This is a genomic window from Arthrobacter sp. TJ-170, assembly GCF_058269305.1.
In genome coordinates this window covers 732700-752386 of the sequence record NZ_JBZCNL010000001.1, presented here as the reverse complement: position 1 = coordinate 752386, position 19687 = coordinate 732700, and the positions used below count along the sequence as shown (strand labels likewise).

At 64.7% G+C, this 19687-nt stretch carries 19 protein-coding genes; 2 read left to right on the top strand and 17 right to left on the bottom strand.

Annotation, left to right across the window (positions count from 1 at the left end; genetic code table 11):
* Window positions 1–93 precede the first annotated feature (93 nt).
* The gene (locus tag AC4D1W_RS03545) at window positions 94–1176 is read left to right on the top strand and encodes a DUF4439 domain-containing protein (protein ID WP_490897839.1); all 1083 of its coding nucleotides are present in this window, start codon (window positions 94–96) and stop codon (window positions 1174–1176) included.
* A gap of 9 nt (window positions 1177–1185) precedes the next feature.
* The gene (locus AC4D1W_RS03540; protein ID WP_490897838.1) at window positions 1186–2190 is read left to right on the top strand and encodes an aminoglycoside phosphotransferase family protein; all 1005 of its coding nucleotides are present in this window, start codon (window positions 1186–1188) and stop codon (window positions 2188–2190) included.
* Between the two features lie 12 nt (window positions 2191–2202).
* Here the strand turns inward: AC4D1W_RS03540 and AC4D1W_RS03535 are convergent, their stop codons facing one another.
* The 17 genes from AC4D1W_RS03535 to AC4D1W_RS03455 form a co-directional block, all read right to left on the bottom strand.
* A complete protein-coding gene (locus tag AC4D1W_RS03535; protein ID WP_490897837.1) occupies window positions 2203–2997 on the bottom strand; it encodes a sulfite exporter TauE/SafE family protein in 795 nt (264 codons plus the stop codon).
* Window positions 2998–3007: 10 nt separating this feature from the next.
* On the bottom strand, window positions 3008–4807 hold the full coding sequence (locus AC4D1W_RS03530) for a proline--tRNA ligase (RefSeq protein ID WP_490897836.1): 1800 nt from the start codon (window positions 4805–4807) through the stop codon (window positions 3008–3010).
* Between the two features lie 111 nt (window positions 4808–4918).
* Window positions 4919–5692, bottom strand: coding sequence for a hypothetical protein (locus tag AC4D1W_RS03525; protein WP_490897834.1), 774 nt, complete (start codon window positions 5690–5692; stop codon window positions 4919–4921).
* Window positions 5693–5735: 43 nt separating this feature from the next.
* Window positions 5736–6515, bottom strand: a complete 780-nt coding sequence (locus AC4D1W_RS03520) for a GNAT family N-acetyltransferase (protein WP_490897833.1) — start codon at window positions 6513–6515, stop codon at window positions 5736–5738.
* 67 nt (window positions 6516–6582) lie between these two features.
* Complete coding sequence (gene ispG / locus AC4D1W_RS03515; protein WP_490890839.1) at window positions 6583–7749, bottom strand: flavodoxin-dependent (E)-4-hydroxy-3-methylbut-2-enyl-diphosphate synthase; 1167 nt, start codon at window positions 7747–7749, stop codon at window positions 6583–6585.
* Window positions 7750–7816: 67 nt separating this feature from the next.
* A complete protein-coding gene (locus AC4D1W_RS03510) occupies window positions 7817–8113 on the bottom strand; it encodes a YciI family protein (protein WP_490897832.1) in 297 nt (98 codons plus the stop codon).
* 17 nt (window positions 8114–8130) lie between these two features.
* Window positions 8131–8550 carry a hypothetical protein gene (locus AC4D1W_RS03505; RefSeq protein ID WP_490897831.1) on the bottom strand — a complete coding sequence of 140 codons (420 nt, stop codon included), beginning with the start codon at window positions 8548–8550 and terminating at the stop codon, window positions 8131–8133.
* Window positions 8550–9170 (bottom strand): MarR family transcriptional regulator, encoded by a 621-nt coding sequence (locus AC4D1W_RS03500; protein ID WP_490897830.1) that lies wholly within the window; start codon window positions 9168–9170, stop codon window positions 8550–8552. Before AC4D1W_RS03500 ends, AC4D1W_RS03505 begins: the two co-directional genes overlap by 1 nt.
* A gap of 65 nt (window positions 9171–9235) precedes the next feature.
* A complete protein-coding gene (locus tag AC4D1W_RS03495; RefSeq protein ID WP_490897829.1) occupies window positions 9236–10585 on the bottom strand; it encodes a M50 family metallopeptidase in 1350 nt (449 codons plus the stop codon).
* Between the two features lie 3 nt (window positions 10586–10588).
* Window positions 10589–11818 carry a 1-deoxy-D-xylulose-5-phosphate reductoisomerase gene (gene dxr, locus AC4D1W_RS03490; RefSeq protein WP_490897828.1) on the bottom strand — a complete coding sequence of 410 codons (1230 nt, stop codon included), beginning with the start codon at window positions 11816–11818 and terminating at the stop codon, window positions 10589–10591.
* 26 nt (window positions 11819–11844) lie between these two features.
* Window positions 11845–12660, bottom strand: a complete 816-nt coding sequence (locus tag AC4D1W_RS03485; protein WP_490897827.1) for an HpcH/HpaI aldolase/citrate lyase family protein — start codon at window positions 12658–12660, stop codon at window positions 11845–11847.
* The gene (locus AC4D1W_RS03480) at window positions 12653–13213 is read right to left on the bottom strand and encodes a MaoC family dehydratase (protein WP_490890832.1); all 561 of its coding nucleotides are present in this window, start codon (window positions 13211–13213) and stop codon (window positions 12653–12655) included. Before AC4D1W_RS03480 ends, AC4D1W_RS03485 begins: the two co-directional genes overlap by 8 nt.
* Complete coding sequence (locus AC4D1W_RS03475; RefSeq protein WP_490897826.1) at window positions 13210–13956, bottom strand: CoA transferase subunit B; 747 nt, start codon at window positions 13954–13956, stop codon at window positions 13210–13212. The genes AC4D1W_RS03480 and AC4D1W_RS03475 overlap by 4 nt, the downstream gene beginning before the upstream one ends.
* 2 nt (window positions 13957–13958) lie before the next feature.
* A complete protein-coding gene (locus AC4D1W_RS03470) occupies window positions 13959–14750 on the bottom strand; it encodes a CoA transferase subunit A (protein WP_490890830.1) in 792 nt (263 codons plus the stop codon).
* Between the two features lie 59 nt (window positions 14751–14809).
* Window positions 14810–15970, bottom strand: coding sequence for an acyl-CoA dehydrogenase family protein (locus tag AC4D1W_RS03465; RefSeq protein WP_490897825.1), 1161 nt, complete (start codon window positions 15968–15970; stop codon window positions 14810–14812).
* Window positions 15967–18066 carry an acetyl/propionyl/methylcrotonyl-CoA carboxylase subunit alpha gene (locus tag AC4D1W_RS03460; RefSeq protein WP_490897824.1) on the bottom strand — a complete coding sequence of 700 codons (2100 nt, stop codon included), beginning with the start codon at window positions 18064–18066 and terminating at the stop codon, window positions 15967–15969. The genes AC4D1W_RS03465 and AC4D1W_RS03460 overlap by 4 nt, the downstream gene beginning before the upstream one ends.
* Window positions 18067–18071: 5 nt before the next feature.
* Window positions 18072–19676 carry a carboxyl transferase domain-containing protein gene (locus AC4D1W_RS03455; RefSeq protein WP_490890827.1) on the bottom strand — a complete coding sequence of 535 codons (1605 nt, stop codon included), beginning with the start codon at window positions 19674–19676 and terminating at the stop codon, window positions 18072–18074.
* Between the last annotated feature and the right edge of the window lie 11 nt (window positions 19677–19687).

The window sequence follows — 19687 nt, the reverse complement described above, 5'->3', positions numbered from 1 at the left end:
CGCTCGATGATGTTGTAGCTACTAGCGTAACGACTTTATGACAGCTCGGTGAATGGCGCACGAAACCTCGTCCACATGGCATGATGATCGGTTGTGACGCAATCGAAGGACCGTTCGGGCGCTGCCGACAGCGGCTTCGGTGGAGCAGTTTTGCGCATCCTCCGGAGGGGCGTGCTCCTGCTTGTCCTTTTGCTCGTGGCGTCCATTGGCCTCGTCATCGGCAAGGGCGCCTCAGAACCCGAACTCAGCGCTACTGAACTCGCCCTCAGCGACGGCTCCGCGGCAGCCCGGACTCTTGCAGTCACTGCGTCATCCCTCGAAAAGTCGGCATCTTCCGCGGATGCAGCAGGCTATGCCGCCCTTGGGGAAATGCTCCAACTCCATGCTTCGGCGTTGAGTCCTGCAGGGAGCGCCGCGTCATCACCTTCGCCCGTCCTGTCCCCCGCTGAAGGGCCGGCGGGACCTTCTCCTTCAACAGCGCCCGCAACACCGTCGCCAACGGTCTTCCTCGCTGATCTCACAGACTCCTACACGCAGGGATTCTTGGCGGCTGCGACCGTTGACGCTGGGCCGGCCCGCGTGCTTGCCTCGGCGGCCACGGCTCAGTGGCTGCAGAGCCGTGTGCTGGCCCAGCGCCTGAACGCAACTACGCCTGTGCTTCCTGTTCCGGAGGTCCGGAACGACGACCACGCCTCCGCCGAATGCCCGGCGGAAGCCACGTTGGAGGCAGAACCCGGACTGGACGGTGTGCGTACGGCCGTACTGGCAGAACAGCGCGCGTCCTACGCGTACCAGGTGGTTGCAGCGCGTGCCGCGGAGCCGGAACCGCTTCTGGTTTTAATGGCCCAGCACGATGCTGCAGCGGCCGTGGGGTCGTCGATCCTGAGGCAGCACTGTGTTGCCGAGCCGCTTCCGGCGCCGGCCTATGCGCTGGAGGACGCCTTTTTGTCGGACCCGGACACCGCCCTGCCGGAACTCGAGCACGAACTGGTGGGTACCTACACTGATCTCGTGGGCGTCAGCGCACCGGGACCGGTACGGGACTGGGCACTGCGGCAACTGGCCGAGACGGCAGAGCGCCTGACCGTGACCGGAAGCGCTACACCGCGTGATCTGGGGGCATTCCCCGGGATCGACCCGAGCGAATACCCGCCTTCACCGGAGCCGGGAAGTTAGTCTTAATCCGTGGATGCACGCAATATCGAGCTGCCTGGAACCCTGGTCCGCAGGGTGCTCAGCCTGCCACGGGGCCGGGCGTGGCTGGACAGCTGGGCCGACGTCACAAACCGTTACCTCGAGGAATGGGACCTGGTTCTCGAGCTTGAAGCGGGCGTTGAGCCTTGGAGCGGGCACTGCGCCGTCGTACTGCCCGTCGCCTGCGCCGACGGCCGCCCCGCCGCACTGAAGATCACCGCCCCGGATCCGGAGGCCGTCCCGGAGCCGGACGCGCTTGCCCTATGGGACGGAAACGGCGCCGTCGAACTCCTTGAAAGTGCAAAGGAGGACTTCGTCCTGCTGCTCGAACGGCTGGACGGCGATTCCTCGTTGGCGGAACTGCCGTTGCCGGAAACCACCGCGATCTGGGGATCGCTCCTGCGCCGATTGTCGATCGTGCCCAACGGCCCTGCCGGATCCGATCCGCGCTGGCTTTCCATTCCTTCGGTTGCCGACCAGGCCGAGCAGTGGACTGACACGCTGCCGCTTGAGTGGGAGACCCTCGGGCGCCCCTTCGACCGCTGGCTGCTTGAGTACGCGCTTGAGGTGTGCCAACTGCACGGCGCCGTGGGACGACGCCGTGACCACGATGTGCTGGTCCATTCCGACCTGCATTACCTGAACATCCTGCCGGTCCTTGAACACCCCCGGCAGTTCCTCGCTATCGATCCCAAACCTGTGCTTGGGGATGCGGAATTCGCCGTCGCTCCGATGCTTTGGAACCGGATCGCCGAGCTGTCGCCCGCAGATCCGGCCGCCCATCTGCGGGACCGCTGTACCGACCTTGCGCTGGCGGGAGGACTGGACCCGATGCTGGCCCGGGACTGGGCGGTGGTTCGCGAAGTGGACAACGCGCTGTGGCACCTGCAGGACGGCGTAACCGACGACGCCGCGCGCTCGCTCTGGGTGGCGAGCAACCTGTTGCGCAAACCGCTTACGAACGCACCGTTGCCCGCCGAGCTCGCCGGCCTCTGACAACCGCCTGCGTCAGCGGATATTCTCCACCCATACGTCGTAGCCGAGCTTCAGGATGAGGGCAGCGACGACCACCAGGAATACCCAGCGAATGAACGTGCTGCCCTGGGTGATCGCCATCCGGGATCCGATGTAGCCGCCCACCATGTTGGCACCGCCGAGGAGGAGACCGAGACCCCAAAGCAGTGAGCCGTTGGGAAGGAAGAAGGTCAGGGCTCCGAAGTTGGTGGCTATGTTCACGATCTTCGCCTTGGCGCTGGCCCCAAGGAAGCTGTATCCGAGCATCGTAACCATCGCGATGATCAGGAACGAACCTGTCCCCGGGCCGATCAACCCGTCATAGAACCCGATGACCAGCCCGATTGCACCGGCTGTTCCATAGTGTCGGTGACCGGTGAACCGGAGCTTGGTGAGCGTACCGACGGTAGGCCGGAAGGCCGTGAAGACCGCGACGGCGACGAGAGCCGCGACGATGATCGGCTTGAAAACCGAAGCAGGCAGGGAGGCCGCGAGAACAGCGCCACCGAAACTGCCTGCAAGCGCGATCAAAGCCATCGGCAATGCCGTTCGCAGATCCGGCCGTGCACGCCTGAAGTAGGTAATCGCGCTCGTTGTGGTGCCGAAGATGGAGCCCATTTTGTTGGTCGCCAGTGCCTGCACCGGCGTTATCCCCGGCACCATCAGCAGCGCGGGCAACTGGATAAGCCCTCCACCGCCGACCACGGCGTCAACCCAGCCGGCGGCGAATCCAGCCACCACGACGAGCACGATAGTAGAGAGCTGGATCTCCTCCAGCCCAGATACCATCCCCCGCGCCCTAGGCGCTGATAAGCGTATGCAGGCGCTCGACGACGTCGGCCACTGCCACGTTCTCGCTCGTTCCGGAGCGCCGGTCCTTGACCTCAACGAGGCCGTCCGCCAGCCCGCGCCCGACTACCACGATCGTTGGAATGCCGATCAGTTCGGCATCCCCGAATTTCACTCCCGGTGAGACCTTCTGCCGGTCGTCGTACATGACGCTCAGGCCCTTGCCCTCAAGCTCACCCGCGAGCTGTTCGGCTGCAGCAAAAATTTCGTCACCCTTGCCGGTTGCAACCAGATGGATGTCAGCCGGAGCGACGTTACGCGGCCAGATGATGCCCCTGTCATCCCGGTTGGACTCCACCAGGGCAGCCACTGCCCGCGTGACCCCGATGCCGTAGGAGCCCATTGTGACGGTAGTCAGTTTGCCGTTCTGATCCAGGACCTTCAGGTGCAGTGACTCGGCGTACTTCCGCCCGAGCTGGAAGATGTGGCCCATCTCGATGCCGCGCTGGGTACGCAGCGTACCGGAGCCGTCCGGTGCTTCGTCGCCCTCGCGGACTTCCACAGATTCGATTACCCCGTCCCAGCTGAAGTCCCGGCCGGCAACGAGCCCGAAGACGTGCTGCCCGGTAACGTTCGCGCCGGTCACCCAGGGAGTGCCCGGGACAACGCGCGGATCTACGAGGAACGTCAGCCCGGTGGAGCTCGCGGAGCCAAGCACGGCCGCGTCGAGGCTGAGCCCCGGCCCGATGTAGCCCTTCACGAGCCCCGGATGCTTCTTCAGGTCATCGTCGGTGGCGGCCTCGACCGTCACCTCACCGCCGACTGACACGTGGACGCCGATGTTCGCTTCAATCCGCTTCAGGTCCACGTTCCGGTCGCCCGGCACACCGACCACCACGAGTTCGCGCTCACCTGAGGGCAAAACTGCGGCCAGCACCACGTTCTTGAGGGTGTCGGCAGCAGTCCATGGACGATCCTCACGCGGCACGGCAGCGTTCGCGTGGTCGACAAGCGTTTCGATGGTGGGGGTGTCCGGTGTGTCCCGTACCTCGGCGGCCGGGGCATCGCTGTAGTCCAGCTCAGGAGGCACCACAGTGGTGACGGCTTCAACGTTGGCCGCGTAACCGCCGTCGGACACGACGAAGGTGTCCTCGCCGATCCCGGAGGGGTGCAGAAACTCCTCGCTCCTGGAACCGCCCATGGCGCCTGCAGTAGCGGCAACCGGAACCACTTCGAGCCCGAGACGGTCGAAGATGCGCAGGTACGCTTCGCGGTGCAGTTCGTAACTGCGCTCAAGGCCTGCATCATCGACGTCGAAAGAGTAGGAGTCCTTCATGATGAACTCTCGGCCGCGCAGAAGACCGGCCCGGGGACGCGCTTCATCGCGGTACTTGGTCTGGATCTGGTAGAGGCTGAGTGGAAGGTCCTTGTAGGAGTTGTAGAGGTCCTTGACCAGCAGGGTGAACACTTCCTCGTGCGTCGGCGCCAGGAGGTAGTCCGCTTCCTTCCGGTCCTTCAGACGGAAGATGCCCTCGCCGTACTCGGTCCAGCGGTTGGTGGCCTCATACGGTTCCTTGGGCAGGAGTGCCGGGAAGTGGACCTCCTGCGCCCCGATGGCGTCCATTTCCTCGCGGATGATTGCCTCCACCCTGGCGAGGACTTTCAGGCCCAGCGGCAGCCAGCTGTAGATACCGGGAGCGGCACGGCGGATATACCCGGCACGCAGCAGCAGACGGTGGCTCGCCACCTCAGCTTCGGCAGGATCTTCGCGCAGCGTGCGCAGGAAAAGAGTGGAGAGTCGAAGGACCACGCTTGGAATCCGTTTCTTTGGCACTTTCTGCCGCGAATGAAGAAAATATGGCGGCAGCAAACAATACCTACCAATCTAACCGGTCCGGCGGGTAGTCAGTGACACGCGCGCTCAAAGCAGGCGAAGCTCCGCCACAACCAGATCCGTCAGCCGTTCGGCCCGGGCAATATCGGCTTCCGAATCGCTCGAACTCCCCACCAGCACGTCGATCACCGTGCTGTCCACCACGGACCTCACCGTCATGGACTGCTGGACGGTTCCGGGGACCTGGACGGTTGTGCGCAGGGCAAGATCCTCGTCCGCGGAGGTATCAACTTCCACCTCCACGACGGTGGTCATAATCTCCTGGTTCGAGATCTCCATGGTGAACTCGGAACACACGTTCAGCTGACTCCGGCTGGCCTGCATCTGGGCAATGGCCGCGTCCTCCGAGGGGAGGCTCGAGAGGCTGACGGTGTCCGGCTGAAGCGAGGACTCCCCCGCAAACGTCATGGCGGCGCGGCTGGCGTCAGCTGAAAGCGGTTCCGGGCTGGGTTCGGCGTAGACGTTGCATTCCTCGGGAGTCACAGCAATGTCCTCCGCCCGGCGGGCGCCCTCGTCTTCCTCCAGTGCGCGAAGCTCGTCGTCCGGAATGACCTGCGCGTTGAGCGGCTCGGCTTCGTCGACTGCAACGAGCACGGCCTCGAGCTGTCCGGCGCTGAGCTGGGAGCCGTCCCCCACCGGATGCGATTCCCCCGGGGCGGGCTCCACTGTGCTGGAGGGGCTCGCTTCCGCCGTTGTTGCCGGGGGCTGTCCCGGCAACTGTTCCTTCACTGATTCCGGGTTGCAACCGGCCAGCGCCATGACAACAGCGAATCCGCTGACAAGGCGGGGGACGCTCCTCATGGTGGGCCTTCCGGACGTAGGGACGATGCATGCGTTGGTCGGATCAGAAAAGCACAGTGGCGAACTCACCCGCCTGCCTGAACCCAACGGTTTTGTACAGGGCCAGGGCCCGTGTGTTAAACGAGTTCACGTAGAGACTTGCTGCCGGAGCGAGCTTGAGAGCTTCGTCCACGACAGCTGACATGTAGGCCGCGCTAAGGCCCTGCCCGCGATAAGCGGGATTGACCCAGACACCCTGGATCTGCGCGGTGCTCGCCGAGACCGTTCCAAGTTCCGCCTTGAAGATCACCTGGCCGTCGTCGTCGAAATCCACGAGAGAGTGCCGCCGGCGAACCAGGCTGGCCACGCGCCGCCGGTAGTGCTCCTCGCCGCCGACGTAGGGCGAGTAGCCAACTTCCTCCTCGAACATGGCCGCGCATGCGGGCAGAATCTTCTCCAGCTCATCTGATTCCGTGTGCCGCAGCGTAGTCGACGGAGGAACCGGGGACGGCTCCCGGATCTCGAGCAGGGGCTGTTGGGCACGAACGTCGAAGGGCTCGGGACTGTATGAGCTCAGGGTGGACCAAAGGCCCATCACACTCGCTGCGGGACCGAAGATGGAGGAGAAACGTCGCCCGCTCTCGCCGAGTAGGGTTCCCAATGCGGCGGCGTCTTCTCCGGCCATACCGACCGGCACCAGATTGACCCCGGTCCAACACGCCGAAACCATGCGTGAACCGTAGAATGCGCCGATCACCTCGCCCCCGGACGACGACGGCGCCGCCGTACCGGCTGCCTCCAGATGCGCGGCCATGAACACGTTGGCCGTGCTGTCCGAATTCACCAGTTCCCAGAGGTGCGAGGTGTCTTTCCCGGCAAGGGTCCGAAACGCAACTCCGTCTGGCGACTGTCTACCGGACGGTAACCACGGGGCCACCCGAGCCAGCAGTTTCGCCATCGGTCTCGCCCATCTCTTCTGCAATCCTCATTGCTTCCTCAATGAGTGTCTCAACAATCTGGTCCTCAGGAACAGTCTTGATGACCTCTCCCTTGACAAATATCTGGCCCTTCCCATTCCCGGAGGCCACGCCGAGGTCAGCTTCACGGGCCTCACCAGGGCCGTTCACTACGCAACCCATCACCGCGACCCGGAGAGGAATCTCCATGCCCTCAAGCCCTGCTGTCACCTGGTCCGCCAGGGTGTACACGTCCACCTGGGCACGGCCACAGGAGGGACAGGACACAATTTCCAGCTTGCGCGGACGCAGGTTCAGCGACTGCAGGATCTGATTTCCGACCTTGATCTCCTCGACGGGAGGCGCTGACAGCGAAACCCGGATGGTGTCTCCGATTCCCTTGGAGAGCAGTGCCCCGAAGGCGGTAGCGGATTTGATGGTGCCCTGGAAGGCGGGCCCCGCTTCCGTCACGCCGAGATGCAGGGGCCAGTCACCGCGCTCGGCCAGCAGCTCGTACGCCCGCACCATGATCACGGGGTCATTGTGCTTGACCGAGATCTTGAAGTCGTGGAAATCGTGTTCCTCAAACAGGGACGCTTCCCAGACAGCCGATTCAACGAGCGCTTCGGGAGTTGCCTTGCCGTACTTCTCCATCAGGCGCGGGTCAAGGGACCCGGCGTTGACACCGATCCGGATCGATGTGCCGGCGGCCTTCGCCGCGGCGGCAATCTCCTTGACCTGGTCATCGAACTTCCGGATGTTGCCTGGATTCACCCGAACCGCTGCACATCCGGCGTCGATCGCTGCGAACACGTACTTCGGCTGGAAATGGATATCTGCGATTACCGGGATCTGCGACTTCCGGGCGATGATCGGCAAGGCCTCGGCGTCGTCCGCTGAGGGGCATGCAACGCGCACGATGTCACACCCGGAAGCGGTGAGTTCGGCGATCTGCTGAAGGGTGGCGTTGATGTCCGTGGTGGGAGTTGTGGTCATGGACTGCACGCTGATCGGCGAGTCTGAGCCGACGCCCACGGAACCCACCTTGATCTGGCGGGTCTTGCGCCGCGGTGCCAGTGTGGGTGGCGGAGCGGCGGGCATTCCGAGGTTGACCGAGGTCAAAGCATCCTCCAGGGATAGGTTCTTGGGCTAGGTGTCGAGGGACGGGTTACTGATCACTGTGGACCGGCTAACGATTCGCGTGCTCGGCGAGGACCCCGACGACGGGATTCCACTGTGTTGTCTTGACTGCTGATATAACGCCTGCAGCGGCGAAAGGGTCCTGCTTCAGGAGGTCATTCAACTCAGCTTCGCTATCAGCAACAAAAAGCAGCAGCGCTCCCGCATTGTCCGCGAAGGGCCCCGACGCGAGCACGTTTCCCCTGCCGACCAGCTGGTTCAGCCATTCCCTGTGCGCCGGGCGGTATTCATCCCGGCGGGCTTCGGACTCGGCCCCATACACGTACTCCACTGCGAAAACACTCATGCATCCACCCTACGTGATCAGAGCAGGTAGACAGCTGTGAGGCCCGCGACAGTGCAGGCCCAGAGGAGAGACGTCAGCGTTCCAATGATGAACCGCTCGGCGGCCGCGGGCGTTTCCTTGAGCTCCGCGTAACGTCCGAGACCCTTGATCGCCACGACATATGCAATGGCAACGGGCTCGTTCAGGAGAATGGCCAGCGCTACAGCAGTCCGCTCAAGGATGCCGATTACAAGTCCTCCGCGCAGAACGCCTGGTACGTCGGGAGCCGCCTCACTTAGCGCTGCCTCTGTTCCCGGTTCCTGCCGATCATGGCCGGTCGGAGCGGGGAGTTCCTTCTGCTCCTCCACTGCGCGTGCCAGGCGAAGGACGGCGAGCGTGAGGGGCCCACCAAGAATTCCTGCAACGAGCAGCGCTATGGAGCCCCACAAAAAGTCCATTATTCTCTTCCCCCATCTGCGGCCTGCTCAACATTTCCCTCCGCCAGCTGCAACAGTACTGCGGCTGCCGGACGCGCGGCCCACTCTTCGGTCCAGCCCGATCGGAATACCGCCTTGCTCACGGCCTGCGGACTGATGTCCAACGCCCGCGCGACCGCCGACTGACTCCCCCTTTGCTGCGGCTCGAGGAGATCCAGGATCCGCCACTCCGCATCCGACCGATGCAGAACAAAGCGTCCGATCAGCGAAAGCACGCCTTCGGCCTCAGCAGCACCGTGCGGGCCCTCCACGGCGACAGGAGCGCGATCGCCGGTCTTCTTGGCGCGCTCGACGGCGGCCCTCGCCTCCACGAATGCGCTTCCCCTTCCCTCGCGGGGAGTCGCGGGGAGCGGAAGCTCTACAATTCCGACGCCTATTCCGACGTACCAGCCACCGTCACGCAGGCAACGCAGCGTGACTTCGATGACGTCTTCGGGTGAGGTCAGCACGCCCTGAATCTCATCGCCGACCGATCGCTCGAACGGGATCGCGGTGGGAACCCCATCCAGTTGGCGTAGCAGGTCAGGCACCCTGTCGGACTCGTTGGTGCTGTTGCGCTGATCGATCGTCAGGACGTACATGTCTCAACCCTAAGCGGTTGATTTACCAAATTCAATCTTTTTAGGGTGAAATGCGGTATTCAACCTCATCCGAAGAGATCAACCGGCTTCACGATGTCCGCGTAAATCAGGAGAGCACCCATGCCCATCAGCAGGATTGCGACTGCGTAGGTCACGGGAAGCAGTTTGGCCATATCGAACGGTCCTGGATCCGGCCGCTTGAAGAGCTTCGCCACGCCCCGACGCAGTCCCTCCCAGAGCGCACCGGCAACATGGCCGCCGTCGAGGGGCAGCAGCGGGATCAGGTTGAAGACGAACAGCGCGAGGTTGACTCCGCCGACAAGACCCACGAGGGTAGCCGCGCGCGCTTCCAGCGGAATCTCCTCCATCGCAGAGACTTCTCCGGCAATTCGGCCCACACCCACCACGCTGATGGGGCCCTCCGGATCGCGCGGCGCATCCGAGAACGCCGCTTCGGCAACCTGCGCCACCCGTTGCGGCAGATTGAGCACGACGCCGGTCACACGCACCAGGCTCTCACCCACGGCGGGCATGACCTCCGATGCCGGCTGCGGCACCAGTTCCTGCCGGGACCCTACCCCGATAAAACCGACGTCCTGCATCATGGGAGTGCCGTCAGCGTTCAGCTTGGCCCTGCCGTCGACGTCGGGCACCGGACGCTCTGTCAGCAACGGCTCGATCGTTGCATTGATCGTTTCACCATTCCGGACGTAGGTGATCGGCACTTCCTGCCCGGCCGCGTCACGAATCCAGGAGGATAGACCGGTCCAACCGGTCACTTGACGCCCGTCGAAAGCCACAATCCGGTCCCCCGGCTGCAGGCCGGCCTCGAATGCGGGAGCGGCTGGGTCTGCCGGCCCGCAGGCAGTCTGCCCAGTCTCCTGCTGCTGGGCAGCAGGGACAACACACTTATACACCTCAGAGACGGTGGTGGTGGGCTGCGCAGATCCGAACCCCATGATGAGGATTGCGAACATGATAATGCCGATCAGCAGGTTCATCAGCGGCCCGCCGAGCATGATGACGATCCGCTTCCAGATGGGCAGCTTGTAGAAGACGCGGTTGTCGTCCCCGGGCTGAAGCTGTTCCGCGGCCACCTGGCGCGCATCTGCTGCCAGCTGCTGGAACATACCGGTGCTGGACTGGCGGACGGGAGCACCGCCGTCGGCCGCTTTTGCAGGCGGGAACATGCCGATCATGGAGACGTACCCGCCCAGCGGGAGCGCCTTCACGCCGTACTCGGTCTCGCCTCTGCGCCTGGAGAAGATGGTGGGGCCGAACCCGATCATGTACTTCGTTACCCGGACCCTGAAGAGCTTCGCGGGTACCAGGTGACCCACTTCGTGCAGCGCAATGGACGCCGCGATACCGACGGCGACAAAGAGCACCCCGGCTATGAACAGCAAAATCGACACTCGTCAGTTCCTTAGTGGTGGGTGAATCTCAGTCTGGAAGCCACAACGAATCCGCGCAGTGCCCCGTGCCCAGGCCTCGGCGTCGAGCACTGACTGAAGGGTAAGCACCGGCTCACTGGTGTGGCTCTCGACGACGGCGCGCACCGTGTCGACGATGTCGGTGAAGTCGATCCGCCCGGCATGAAACGCCGCCACGGCTTCTTCGTTGGCGGCGTTGTATACGGCCATGAACGTGCCGCCGCGGGCTGCCGCGTCCTTGGCGAGCGCGACAGCCGGGAACGCGTCCTGGTCCAGCGGTTCGAACGTCCAGGCGGTGGCCGTGGTCCAGTCGCATCCGGCGGCAGCGCCGCGTATCCGGTCAGGCCAGCCCATACCAAGGGCGATAGGCAGGCGCATATCGGGGGGTGAGGCCTGGGCGATGGTGGACCCGTCAATGAACTCCACCATTGAGTGCACCACCGACTGGGGGTGAACGACGACGTCGATCCGATCCAGGGGCACATCGAACAGCAGGTGCGCCTCGACAACCTCGAGGGCCTTGTTCACCATCGTTGCCGAGTTGGTGGTGACCATCAGACCCATGTCCCACGTGGGGTGCGCCAGCGCCTCAGCCGGGGTGACGGATACCATCTCGGCGCGCGAACGGCCTCGGAACGGTCCCCCTGAGGCAGTGAGCACCAAGCGACCGACTTCCTCGGGGGTCCCGGAGCGGAGCGCCTGTGCGATGGCGGAGTGCTCTGAATCGACGGGCACAATCTGCCCGGGGCGTGCTGCGTCCCGGACAAGCTGACCGCCGGCTATGAGCGATTCCTTATTGGCGAGAGCCAACAGGTGGCCCTGCTTGAGTGCGGCGAGGGTCGGTGCCAGCCCGATCGAGCCGGTGATGGCATTGAGGACGACGTCGGCGTCCGGCCAGGAAGCGAGGCTTGCGGATGCGTCAGCACCGGTGAAGAGCTCGGGCCGGTACCCGGATTTGCCGGCCTCCCGGGCGGCCTCGGAGATGGCCGCTTCGAGTTCTTCCCGGGATCCGACAGCGGCAGCGACCGCCGGGGCACCTGATTCCACCGCCTGCGCCGCCAGCAGCGGCAGGTTGGAACCACCTGCGGACAGGCCCGCCACGGTGAACAGGTGTGGTGACTGCGCGATGACGTCGAGCGCCTGGGTGCCGATCGACCCGGTGGATCCGAGGATGATGACGCGGCGCGGCGCGGACTGCGCTGGAGGGAAATCCATGTCCTCAGTATCCCGCACCACGGGGCTCAGGTCAGGCGTCCCGCCCGTCGCAGGGTCTGCTCGGCATGCCGGAGGATCGGCTCATCGACCATCTTGCCGCGGAAGGTGAACACGCCGTCGTGGTGTTGCGCTTCGGCCAGCACCTCGCGTGCAAACTGCTCCTCGTCGGCCGAAGGCTTGTATGCCTCCCGAATGACCTGTACCTGGCTGGGGTGAATGCAGGCTTTCATACCGAATCCGGAGGCGACAGCGTCACGTGCTTCCTCGGTCAGACCCTCGATATCCGGGATATTGACGTAGACGGCGTCCACAGCCTGCTTGCCGGCGGCTGCGGCGGCCAGGAGCACCGTGGATCGGGCGTGCATCGCGATATGGCGGTAGCCGCCGTCGTCCTTGCGGCTGGCCGTCCCACCGAGCGAGGCGACCAGATCCTCTGCTCCCCACATGAGTGCGACGACGTTGGGCTCTTCAGCAAGCTCGCCCGCCTTCTGCACGCCCCGGGCCGTCTCGCAGAGGGCCACCACGTCGAAGCCGTTCAGCGCCCACAGATCCTCACATCCCTCTGTCTTGGCCAGCATGACGGTCCGGTATCTCGTTTCCCGGAGGGCCTGGAGGTCCCTCGCGAACTCATGACTCTGGGCAGGATTCACCCGCACAACAGTTTTCGCCGGGTCAAGCGGATGCGAGATCAGCGCTTCACGGGCGCCGGCCTTACGATCAGGGGCCACCGCATCCTCGAGGTCGAGGATCACGGCGTCGGCGCGCTCGGCAGCCTTGCCGAACCGCTCAGGTCGGTCAGCGGGGCAGAAGAGCAGTGCAGGGCCCATGGTGAAGTCAGTCATGAACGCCCTTTCCCTCTCCGTGCGCGGCCGAGGACCACATCAACACGGTGCGGGTAGCCAGAGCCACCACCTCGCCGTTCTGGTTCCGCCCAGTGTGTTTCATGGTCACCAGTCCCTGGCCCGGACGGGAGTTCGACAGCCGTTTCCCGGTGATCTCCGTCTCGGTATAGAGGGTGTCGCCATGGAAAAGGGGTTTCGGGAAGGAGACATCCGTCAGTCCAAGCTGGGCCACGATGGTTCCCTGCGTGAGCTGGGTGACTGACTGCCCGACGACGGTGGCAAGGGTGAGCATGGAGTTCACCAGCCGCTGCCCGAACGGCTGCCCCGCGCTCCAGGCGGCGTCCAAGTGCAGCCCCTGAGTGTTCATGGTCATGGTGGTGAAGAGGACGTTGTCCGTTTCGGTAACCGTCCGGCCCGGCCGGTGCGCATACACCACGCCCTCTTCGAGTTCCTCGAAGTACAGTCCGCGCTGTTCAATGACACGCTGTTCAGCCACGCCATGTTCAGTCACCTGCGCCTCCTCGGTGACGCGCTCGGGAGGGTTCGCCGTCATACGGTCAGTTCCTGGTCTTCCTCGAAAAGCTCGGCGCCGGTGGCTGCCGCCACATCGTCAATGGACACGTTGGGGGCCAGCTCGCGCAGCACCAGCCTGGACTGCCCGCCCGCGGCAACGACGTCAATCACGGCGAGGTCCGTGATGATCCGGTCCACGCAGCCCTTGCCCGTAAGCGGCAGCGTACATTGTTCCACGATCTTGGGCCTGCCGTTCCGGTCCACGTGCTCCATCATCACAATGACCTTTTTGGCTCCGAAGACCAGGTCCATCGCGCCGCCCATGCCCTTGACCATCTTGCCCGGGATCATCCAGTTGGCGAGGTCCCCGTTCGCGGCCACCTCCATGGCGCCCAGCACGGCCACGTCGACGTGCCCGCCCCGGATCATGCCGAAGGACAGGGCCGAGTCGAAAAACGCCGCACCCTTGTTGACGGTGACGGTTTCCTTGCCCGCGTTGATCAGGTCCGGGTCGATCTCGTCCTCGCCCGGGTAGGGACCGACGCCGAGAATCCCGTTCTCGGAGTGGAGCACCACTTCTACGCCGGCGGGAATGTAGTTGGGGATCAGGGTGGGCATCCCAATACCGAGGTTGACGTACTGGCCGTTGCTGAGCTCCTGCGCCACGCGGGCGGCAAGTTCGTTCCGCGTCCAGCCCTTGCCCTCGGGATGCGACACTGCAGCGCGCCGATACTCGGGACGGACGCCTTCCGGGCGGGGAGCCTGCGGGCTGTTCGGATTCATGGCTATGCTCCTGCCTGGTCGGTGGTGCCGGCTGCCGACGGAGCGGACAGCGCCACCGTCCGCTTTTCAATACGCTTCTCGGTGTCCGGGACGTGAACAACCCGCTGCACGAAGATGCCGGGCGTATGGATGTGCTCCGGGTCCAGCTCACCCGGCTCCACCAGCTCCTCGACTTCCGCGATGGTGATCCGGCCGGCCTGGGCACACAGCGGATTGAAATTCATGGCCGTTGCGTGGAAGACCAGGTTGCCGTGACGGTCGCCTTTCCACGCGTGGACCAGTGCGAAGTCGGGGTTGACTGACTCCTCGAGCACGTAGTCCTGCCCGGCAAATTCCCGTACTTCCTTGGGTGCGGACGCAATGGCGATGTTGCCGGCGTCGTCGTACTTCTGCGGCAGGCCGCCCTCGCTCACCTGCGTGCCCACGCCCGCCGTCGTGTAGAACGCGGGAATGCCCGCGCCGCCGGCGCGCAGCTTCTCCGCCAGCGTCCCCTGGGGCGTCAGGACCACCTCGAGCTCGCCCGCCAGGTACTGCCGGGCGAACTCCTTGTTCTCCCCGACGTAGGAGCTGATCGTGCGGCGAATGCGGTGATCATCGAGCAGCCGTCCCAACCCCCAGCCGTCCACCCCGCAGTTGTTGCTGATCGTTTCAAGCCCGGAGGTCCCCTGATCGTGCAGGGCGTCGATGAGCGCCACGGGGATTCCGCAGAGCCCAAACCCTCCGACGGCCAGGGACGCCCCGTCCGGGATGTCCGCTACGGCCTCGGCTGCCGAGGCGACGACTTTGTCTATCACTGCTTCTCCCTTACTTGTTCTATCCGCGCGGTGGCACCTTGATGATCTGAAACGGGCAGTCAGAGTCCGAGTTCGCGGGCGATGAGCATCAGCTGTACCTCCGTGGTCCCTTCACCGACCTCAAGGATCTTCGAGTCACGATAGTGCCGGGACACCGTGAATTCGTTGATGAACCCGTAGCCGCCGAAGATCTGTGTGGCGTCACGGGCGTTGTCCATGGCTGCCTCGCCCGCGACCAGCTTAGCGATGGACGCCTGCGTCTTGAACGGCTTCCCCGCCAGCATCCGGGCGGCGGCGTCGTAGTAGGCCAGGCGTGCCGTGTGGGCGCGTGCCTGCATGCGGGCGATCTTGAACTGGATGGACTGGTAGGCGCCGATGTTGTTCCCGAAGGCCTGACGTTCCTTGGCGTAGCTGATCGACTGCTCCACACAGCCCTGTGCTGCCCCGGTTGCGAGAGCGGCAATGGCAATCCTGCCCTCGTCGAGGATCTGCAGGAAGTTCGCGTAACCACGTCCGCGGGTTCCGAGCAGGTTCGCCTCCGGAACCCGGACGTCCTTCAGGGTCAGCGGATGCGTGTCCGAGGCATTCCAGCCCACCTTGTTGTAAGGCTTCTCCGCGGTGAATCCGGGCGTGTCGGTGGGCACGAGAATCGTGGAAATTTCCTTCTTCACCGAGCCGTCTTCCCGCGTGGCGGTGTCGGTGACCGCAGTGACCGTCACGAGGCGGGTGATGTCGGTACCCGAGTTGGTGATGAACTCCTTCGTGCCGTTGATGACCCAATGGCCGTCAACGAGTCGGGCGTTCGTCTTGGTCCCCGATGCGTCCGAACCCGCCTCCGACTCGGTCAGCCCGAATCCGGCGAGCGCCTCACCGCTGGTCAGCATCGGTAGCCACTGCTGCTTCTGCTCCTCGGTGCCGAACCTGAACACAGGCATGGCGCCGAGGGACACGCCCGCCTCCAGGGTGATGGCAACAGACTGGTCGACGCGCGCCAGCTGCTCGAGGGCGAGGCACAGAGCGAAGTAGTCGCCATCCATCCCGCCGTACTGTTCAGGGAAGGGGAGCCCGAACAGACCCATCTCGCCCATCTGGGCGACCACGTCGTAGGGGAAACTGTGCTCTTCGTCGTGTTTGGCGGAGACCGGCGCTACAACCTGGTCTGCGAACTCCAGGACGGTATCGACAAGGTCCTGGTATTCCTCGCTCAGTTCGAAATTCATGACTCGGGGTCTTCCTGTTCACTAGGGGCGGCACCGGCTGCGGCAGGGTCTTCTGCTTCACCGGCTGATACGGGATGGATTCGTGCGACAATCTGGTTCGCGGAGACCAGGTCGCCGGGGCTGAGGGTGATGGCGACGGTGCCGGCAACGGCTGCGGTGAGCTGGTGTTCCATCTTCATGGCTTCGACGCTCACCAGGACCTGCCCCTCCTCCACCAGATCGCCGTCGGCCACGTTCACGGTGATGACGGTGCCCGGCATCGGCGAGCGCACTTCCGGGTCAGCGGCCCCTTCGGTGCGGGCGATGGAGGCCAGCTGAGCCTGCAGGATTTCCTCGCGGGAGAGCATCCGGACGGGCTGGGACCAGCCGTCGTCCGTCAGCCAGAGAGTGGAACCGTGGGGAACAAGGCGCGTGTCGAGGGTGACGCCGTCGACGACGGCGCGGGGCGCCTCTGCGACCTTGCCTGCCTTCAGCCAGGAAACCCTGTGACGGTTTCCATCGACGTCCACGACGCTGTGCTCACCGCTGGTCGTGATGAGAACCGTCCGGGACGCGGTGTTCCCGACGGAAAGCCGCACGGGTACTGCCGCCGGTACCCCACCGATCCGCCAACCGTCCCTCGTGTGCCAGGGCGAGGCTGAGTCCTGTCCTGCACTTCCACCGGACACCGCCCCGGCGAGTACGACGGCGGCAGCAGCGATCTCGGCGTCAGTCGCCGTCCGGAAGGCCAGGCGGGGAAGCTTCCGCTCGATCATGGTGGTGTCGAGCCGGCCTGCGCGGACGTCGTCGTCATTGATCAGCAGCCGCAGGTACTCCACGTTGGTGCGCAGCCCGGCGATTTTGGTCTGTGCGAGGGCGCGGTCCAGCCGGTCGAGAGCCTCGGCGCGGGAGTCGGCCCACGCGATGACCTTGGAGAGCATCGGATCGTAGGTCGGGGAGATTTCGAGTGCCGGAAGCAGCGCGCTGTCCACGCGAATGCCCTCGCCCTCCGGTTCGGCGAGGTCGACGACGGTGCCCGCCGAGGGCAGGAAGCCGGCCTCCGCATCCTCCGCGTACACGCGCGCTTCCACCGCGTGGCCGGTGAGTACGACGTCGTCCTGGGTAACCGTGAGCTTCTCGCCGGCCGCGATGCGCACCTGCCACTCGACGAGGTCGACGCCCGTGACCATTTCGGTGACCGGGTGTTCCACCTGCAGCCGGGTATTCATTTCCATGAAGAAGAACTCATCGGGCGCGTCATCCGAGACCAGAAATTCCACTGTGCCGGCGCCCACGTAGTCGACGCTGCGGGCCGCGTTGCAGGCCGCCTCGCCGATCCGGGCGCGGGTTGCTTCGTCGAGCAGCGCGGAAGGGGCCTCTTCGATTACTTTCTGGTGCCGGCGCTGCAGGGAGCATTCCCGCTCCCCCAGGTGGATGATGTTGCCGTAGGTGTCAGCGAGTACCTGCACCTCGATGTGCCGCGGGGTGCGGACGAGCCGCTCGAGGAACAGCGTGTCGTCGCCGAAGGCGGAGGCAGCGACACGGCGCGCGGTCCGCAGGCCGTCCGGAAGGTCCTCGGGGCGCTCCACGGCGCGCATGCCTTTGCCTCCGCCGCCCGCCGAGGGTTTGATCAGCAGCGGGTACCCGACCTGGTCCGCAGCGTTGATGAGGTCCTCGTCGGTCAGGCCCGATTCGGCGATGCCCGGCACCACCGGTACGCCGAAGCCGCTGACGTGGTTTTTGGACCTGATCTTGTCGCCCATGACGTTCAGGGCGTGGACCCGGGGACCGATGAAGACGATGCCGGCCTGGTCAAGCGCACGGGCGAAGGCCTGGTTCTCGCTCAGGAACCCGTACCCGGGATGCACCGCCTGCGCGCCCGTCTCCTTGCAGGCTTCGACGATCGCCTCGATATTGAGGTAGCTCCGGGTGGGTGCGGCCGGGCCGATGCGTACGGCCTGGTCTGCCTCGCGGACGTGGCGTGCACCGGCGTCGGCGTCGCTGTAGATGGCGACCGATCGGATACCGAGTGCACGCAGCGTCCGGATGACGCGGCATGCGATTTCACCGCGGTTGGCAACGAGGACGGTGTCGAAGAGTGTTGGAGAGGTTGGCATTCTGCTCACATCCTGAAGAGGCCGAAGGAGGTTTCCGGCAGCGGCGCGTTAGAGCAGACGTCGAGCGCGAGGCCCAGGACACGGCGGGTATCCGCCGGGTCGATGATGCCGTCGTCCCAGAGCCGCGCGGTCGAGTAGTAGGGACTCCCCTGCGCCTCGTACTGCTCACGGATCGGGGCCTTGAACACTTCCTCGTCCTCGGTGCTCCATTCCTCACCCCGCGCCTCAAGCTGGTCGCGCTTCACCGTGCTCAGGACGGACGATGCCTGGTTGCCGCCCATGACGGAGATACGGCTGGCCGGCCACATCCAGAGGAACCGCGGCGAGTACGCGCGCCCGCACATCGAATAGTTGCCGGCGCCGAAGGAGCCGCCGACGACGACGGTCAGTTTGGGCACGCGGCAGGTCGCCACCGCGGTGACCATCTTGGCTCCGTGCTTGGCGATGCCGCCCGCTTCATAGTCACGGCCCACCATGAATCCCGACAGGTTCTGCAGGAAGATCAGCGGTATGCCGCGCTGGTCACACAATTCGATGAAGTGGGCGCCTTTCAGTGCGGACTCGCCGAAGAGGACACCGTTGTTTGCGACGATGCCGACCCGATGGCCATACAGCGTCGCGAAGCCCGTCACGAGGGTGGTGCCGTAGTCCTTCTTGAACTCATGGAAGCGGCTGCCGTCCACGATCCGCGCAATGATTTCGCGGGCATCATAGGGCGCGTTGACGTCAACCGGCACGGCGCCGTAGAGACCCTCCATGTCCACGGCCGGCTCTTCGGGCACGTCAGGGGTCCACGCCTTCTCCGGCTTGGGCAGCGTCGCGACGATATCCCGGATGATTTCCAGGGCGTGCTGGTCATTTTCGGCAAGGTGGTCGACGACGCCGGAGGTCTTGGCGTGTACGTCACCGCCGCCGAGTTCCTCCGCAGTGACGATCTCACCGATTGCCGCCTTCACGAGCGGTGGGCCGCCGAGGAAGATGGTGCCCTGGTTCCGGACGATCACTGTCTCGTCGCTCATGGCAGGCACGTAGGCGCCACCGGCGGTACAGGAGCCCATGACGGCGGCGATCTGGGGGACCTTGCGCGCGGACATGGTGGCCTGGTTGTAGAAGATCCGGCCAAAGTGCTCCCGGTCTGGGAATACCTCGTCCTGCTTCGGAAGGAATGCTCCCCCTGAGTCCACCAGGTACACGCAGGGCAGGTTGTTTTCAAGCGCAACTTCCTGCGCCCGGAGGTGCTTCTTGACCGTCATCGGGTAATACGTGCCGCCCTTGACCGTCGCATCGTTGGAGATCACGAGGACGTGCCGGCCATGAACGAGGCCGATCCCGGCGATGACCCCCGCGCCGGGACTCTCATCGTTGTACATACCGTTGGCGGCCAACGGCGCGATCTCAAGGAAGGGGCTCCCAGGATCAAGCAGGTGGTCGATGCGGTCCCTCGGCAGCAACTTTCCACGGCTGACGTGGCGTTCGCGGGAGCGTTCGGGACCGCCTAATGCCGTGCTGGCGAGACGGTCGCGAAGTTGTGTGGCGAGTGCCCGCTGACCGGCGTCGTTCTGCCGGAACGCTTCGGCGCTCGGGTCAAGTCGCGATGCCAGGGTCTCCATTGACGTCCTTC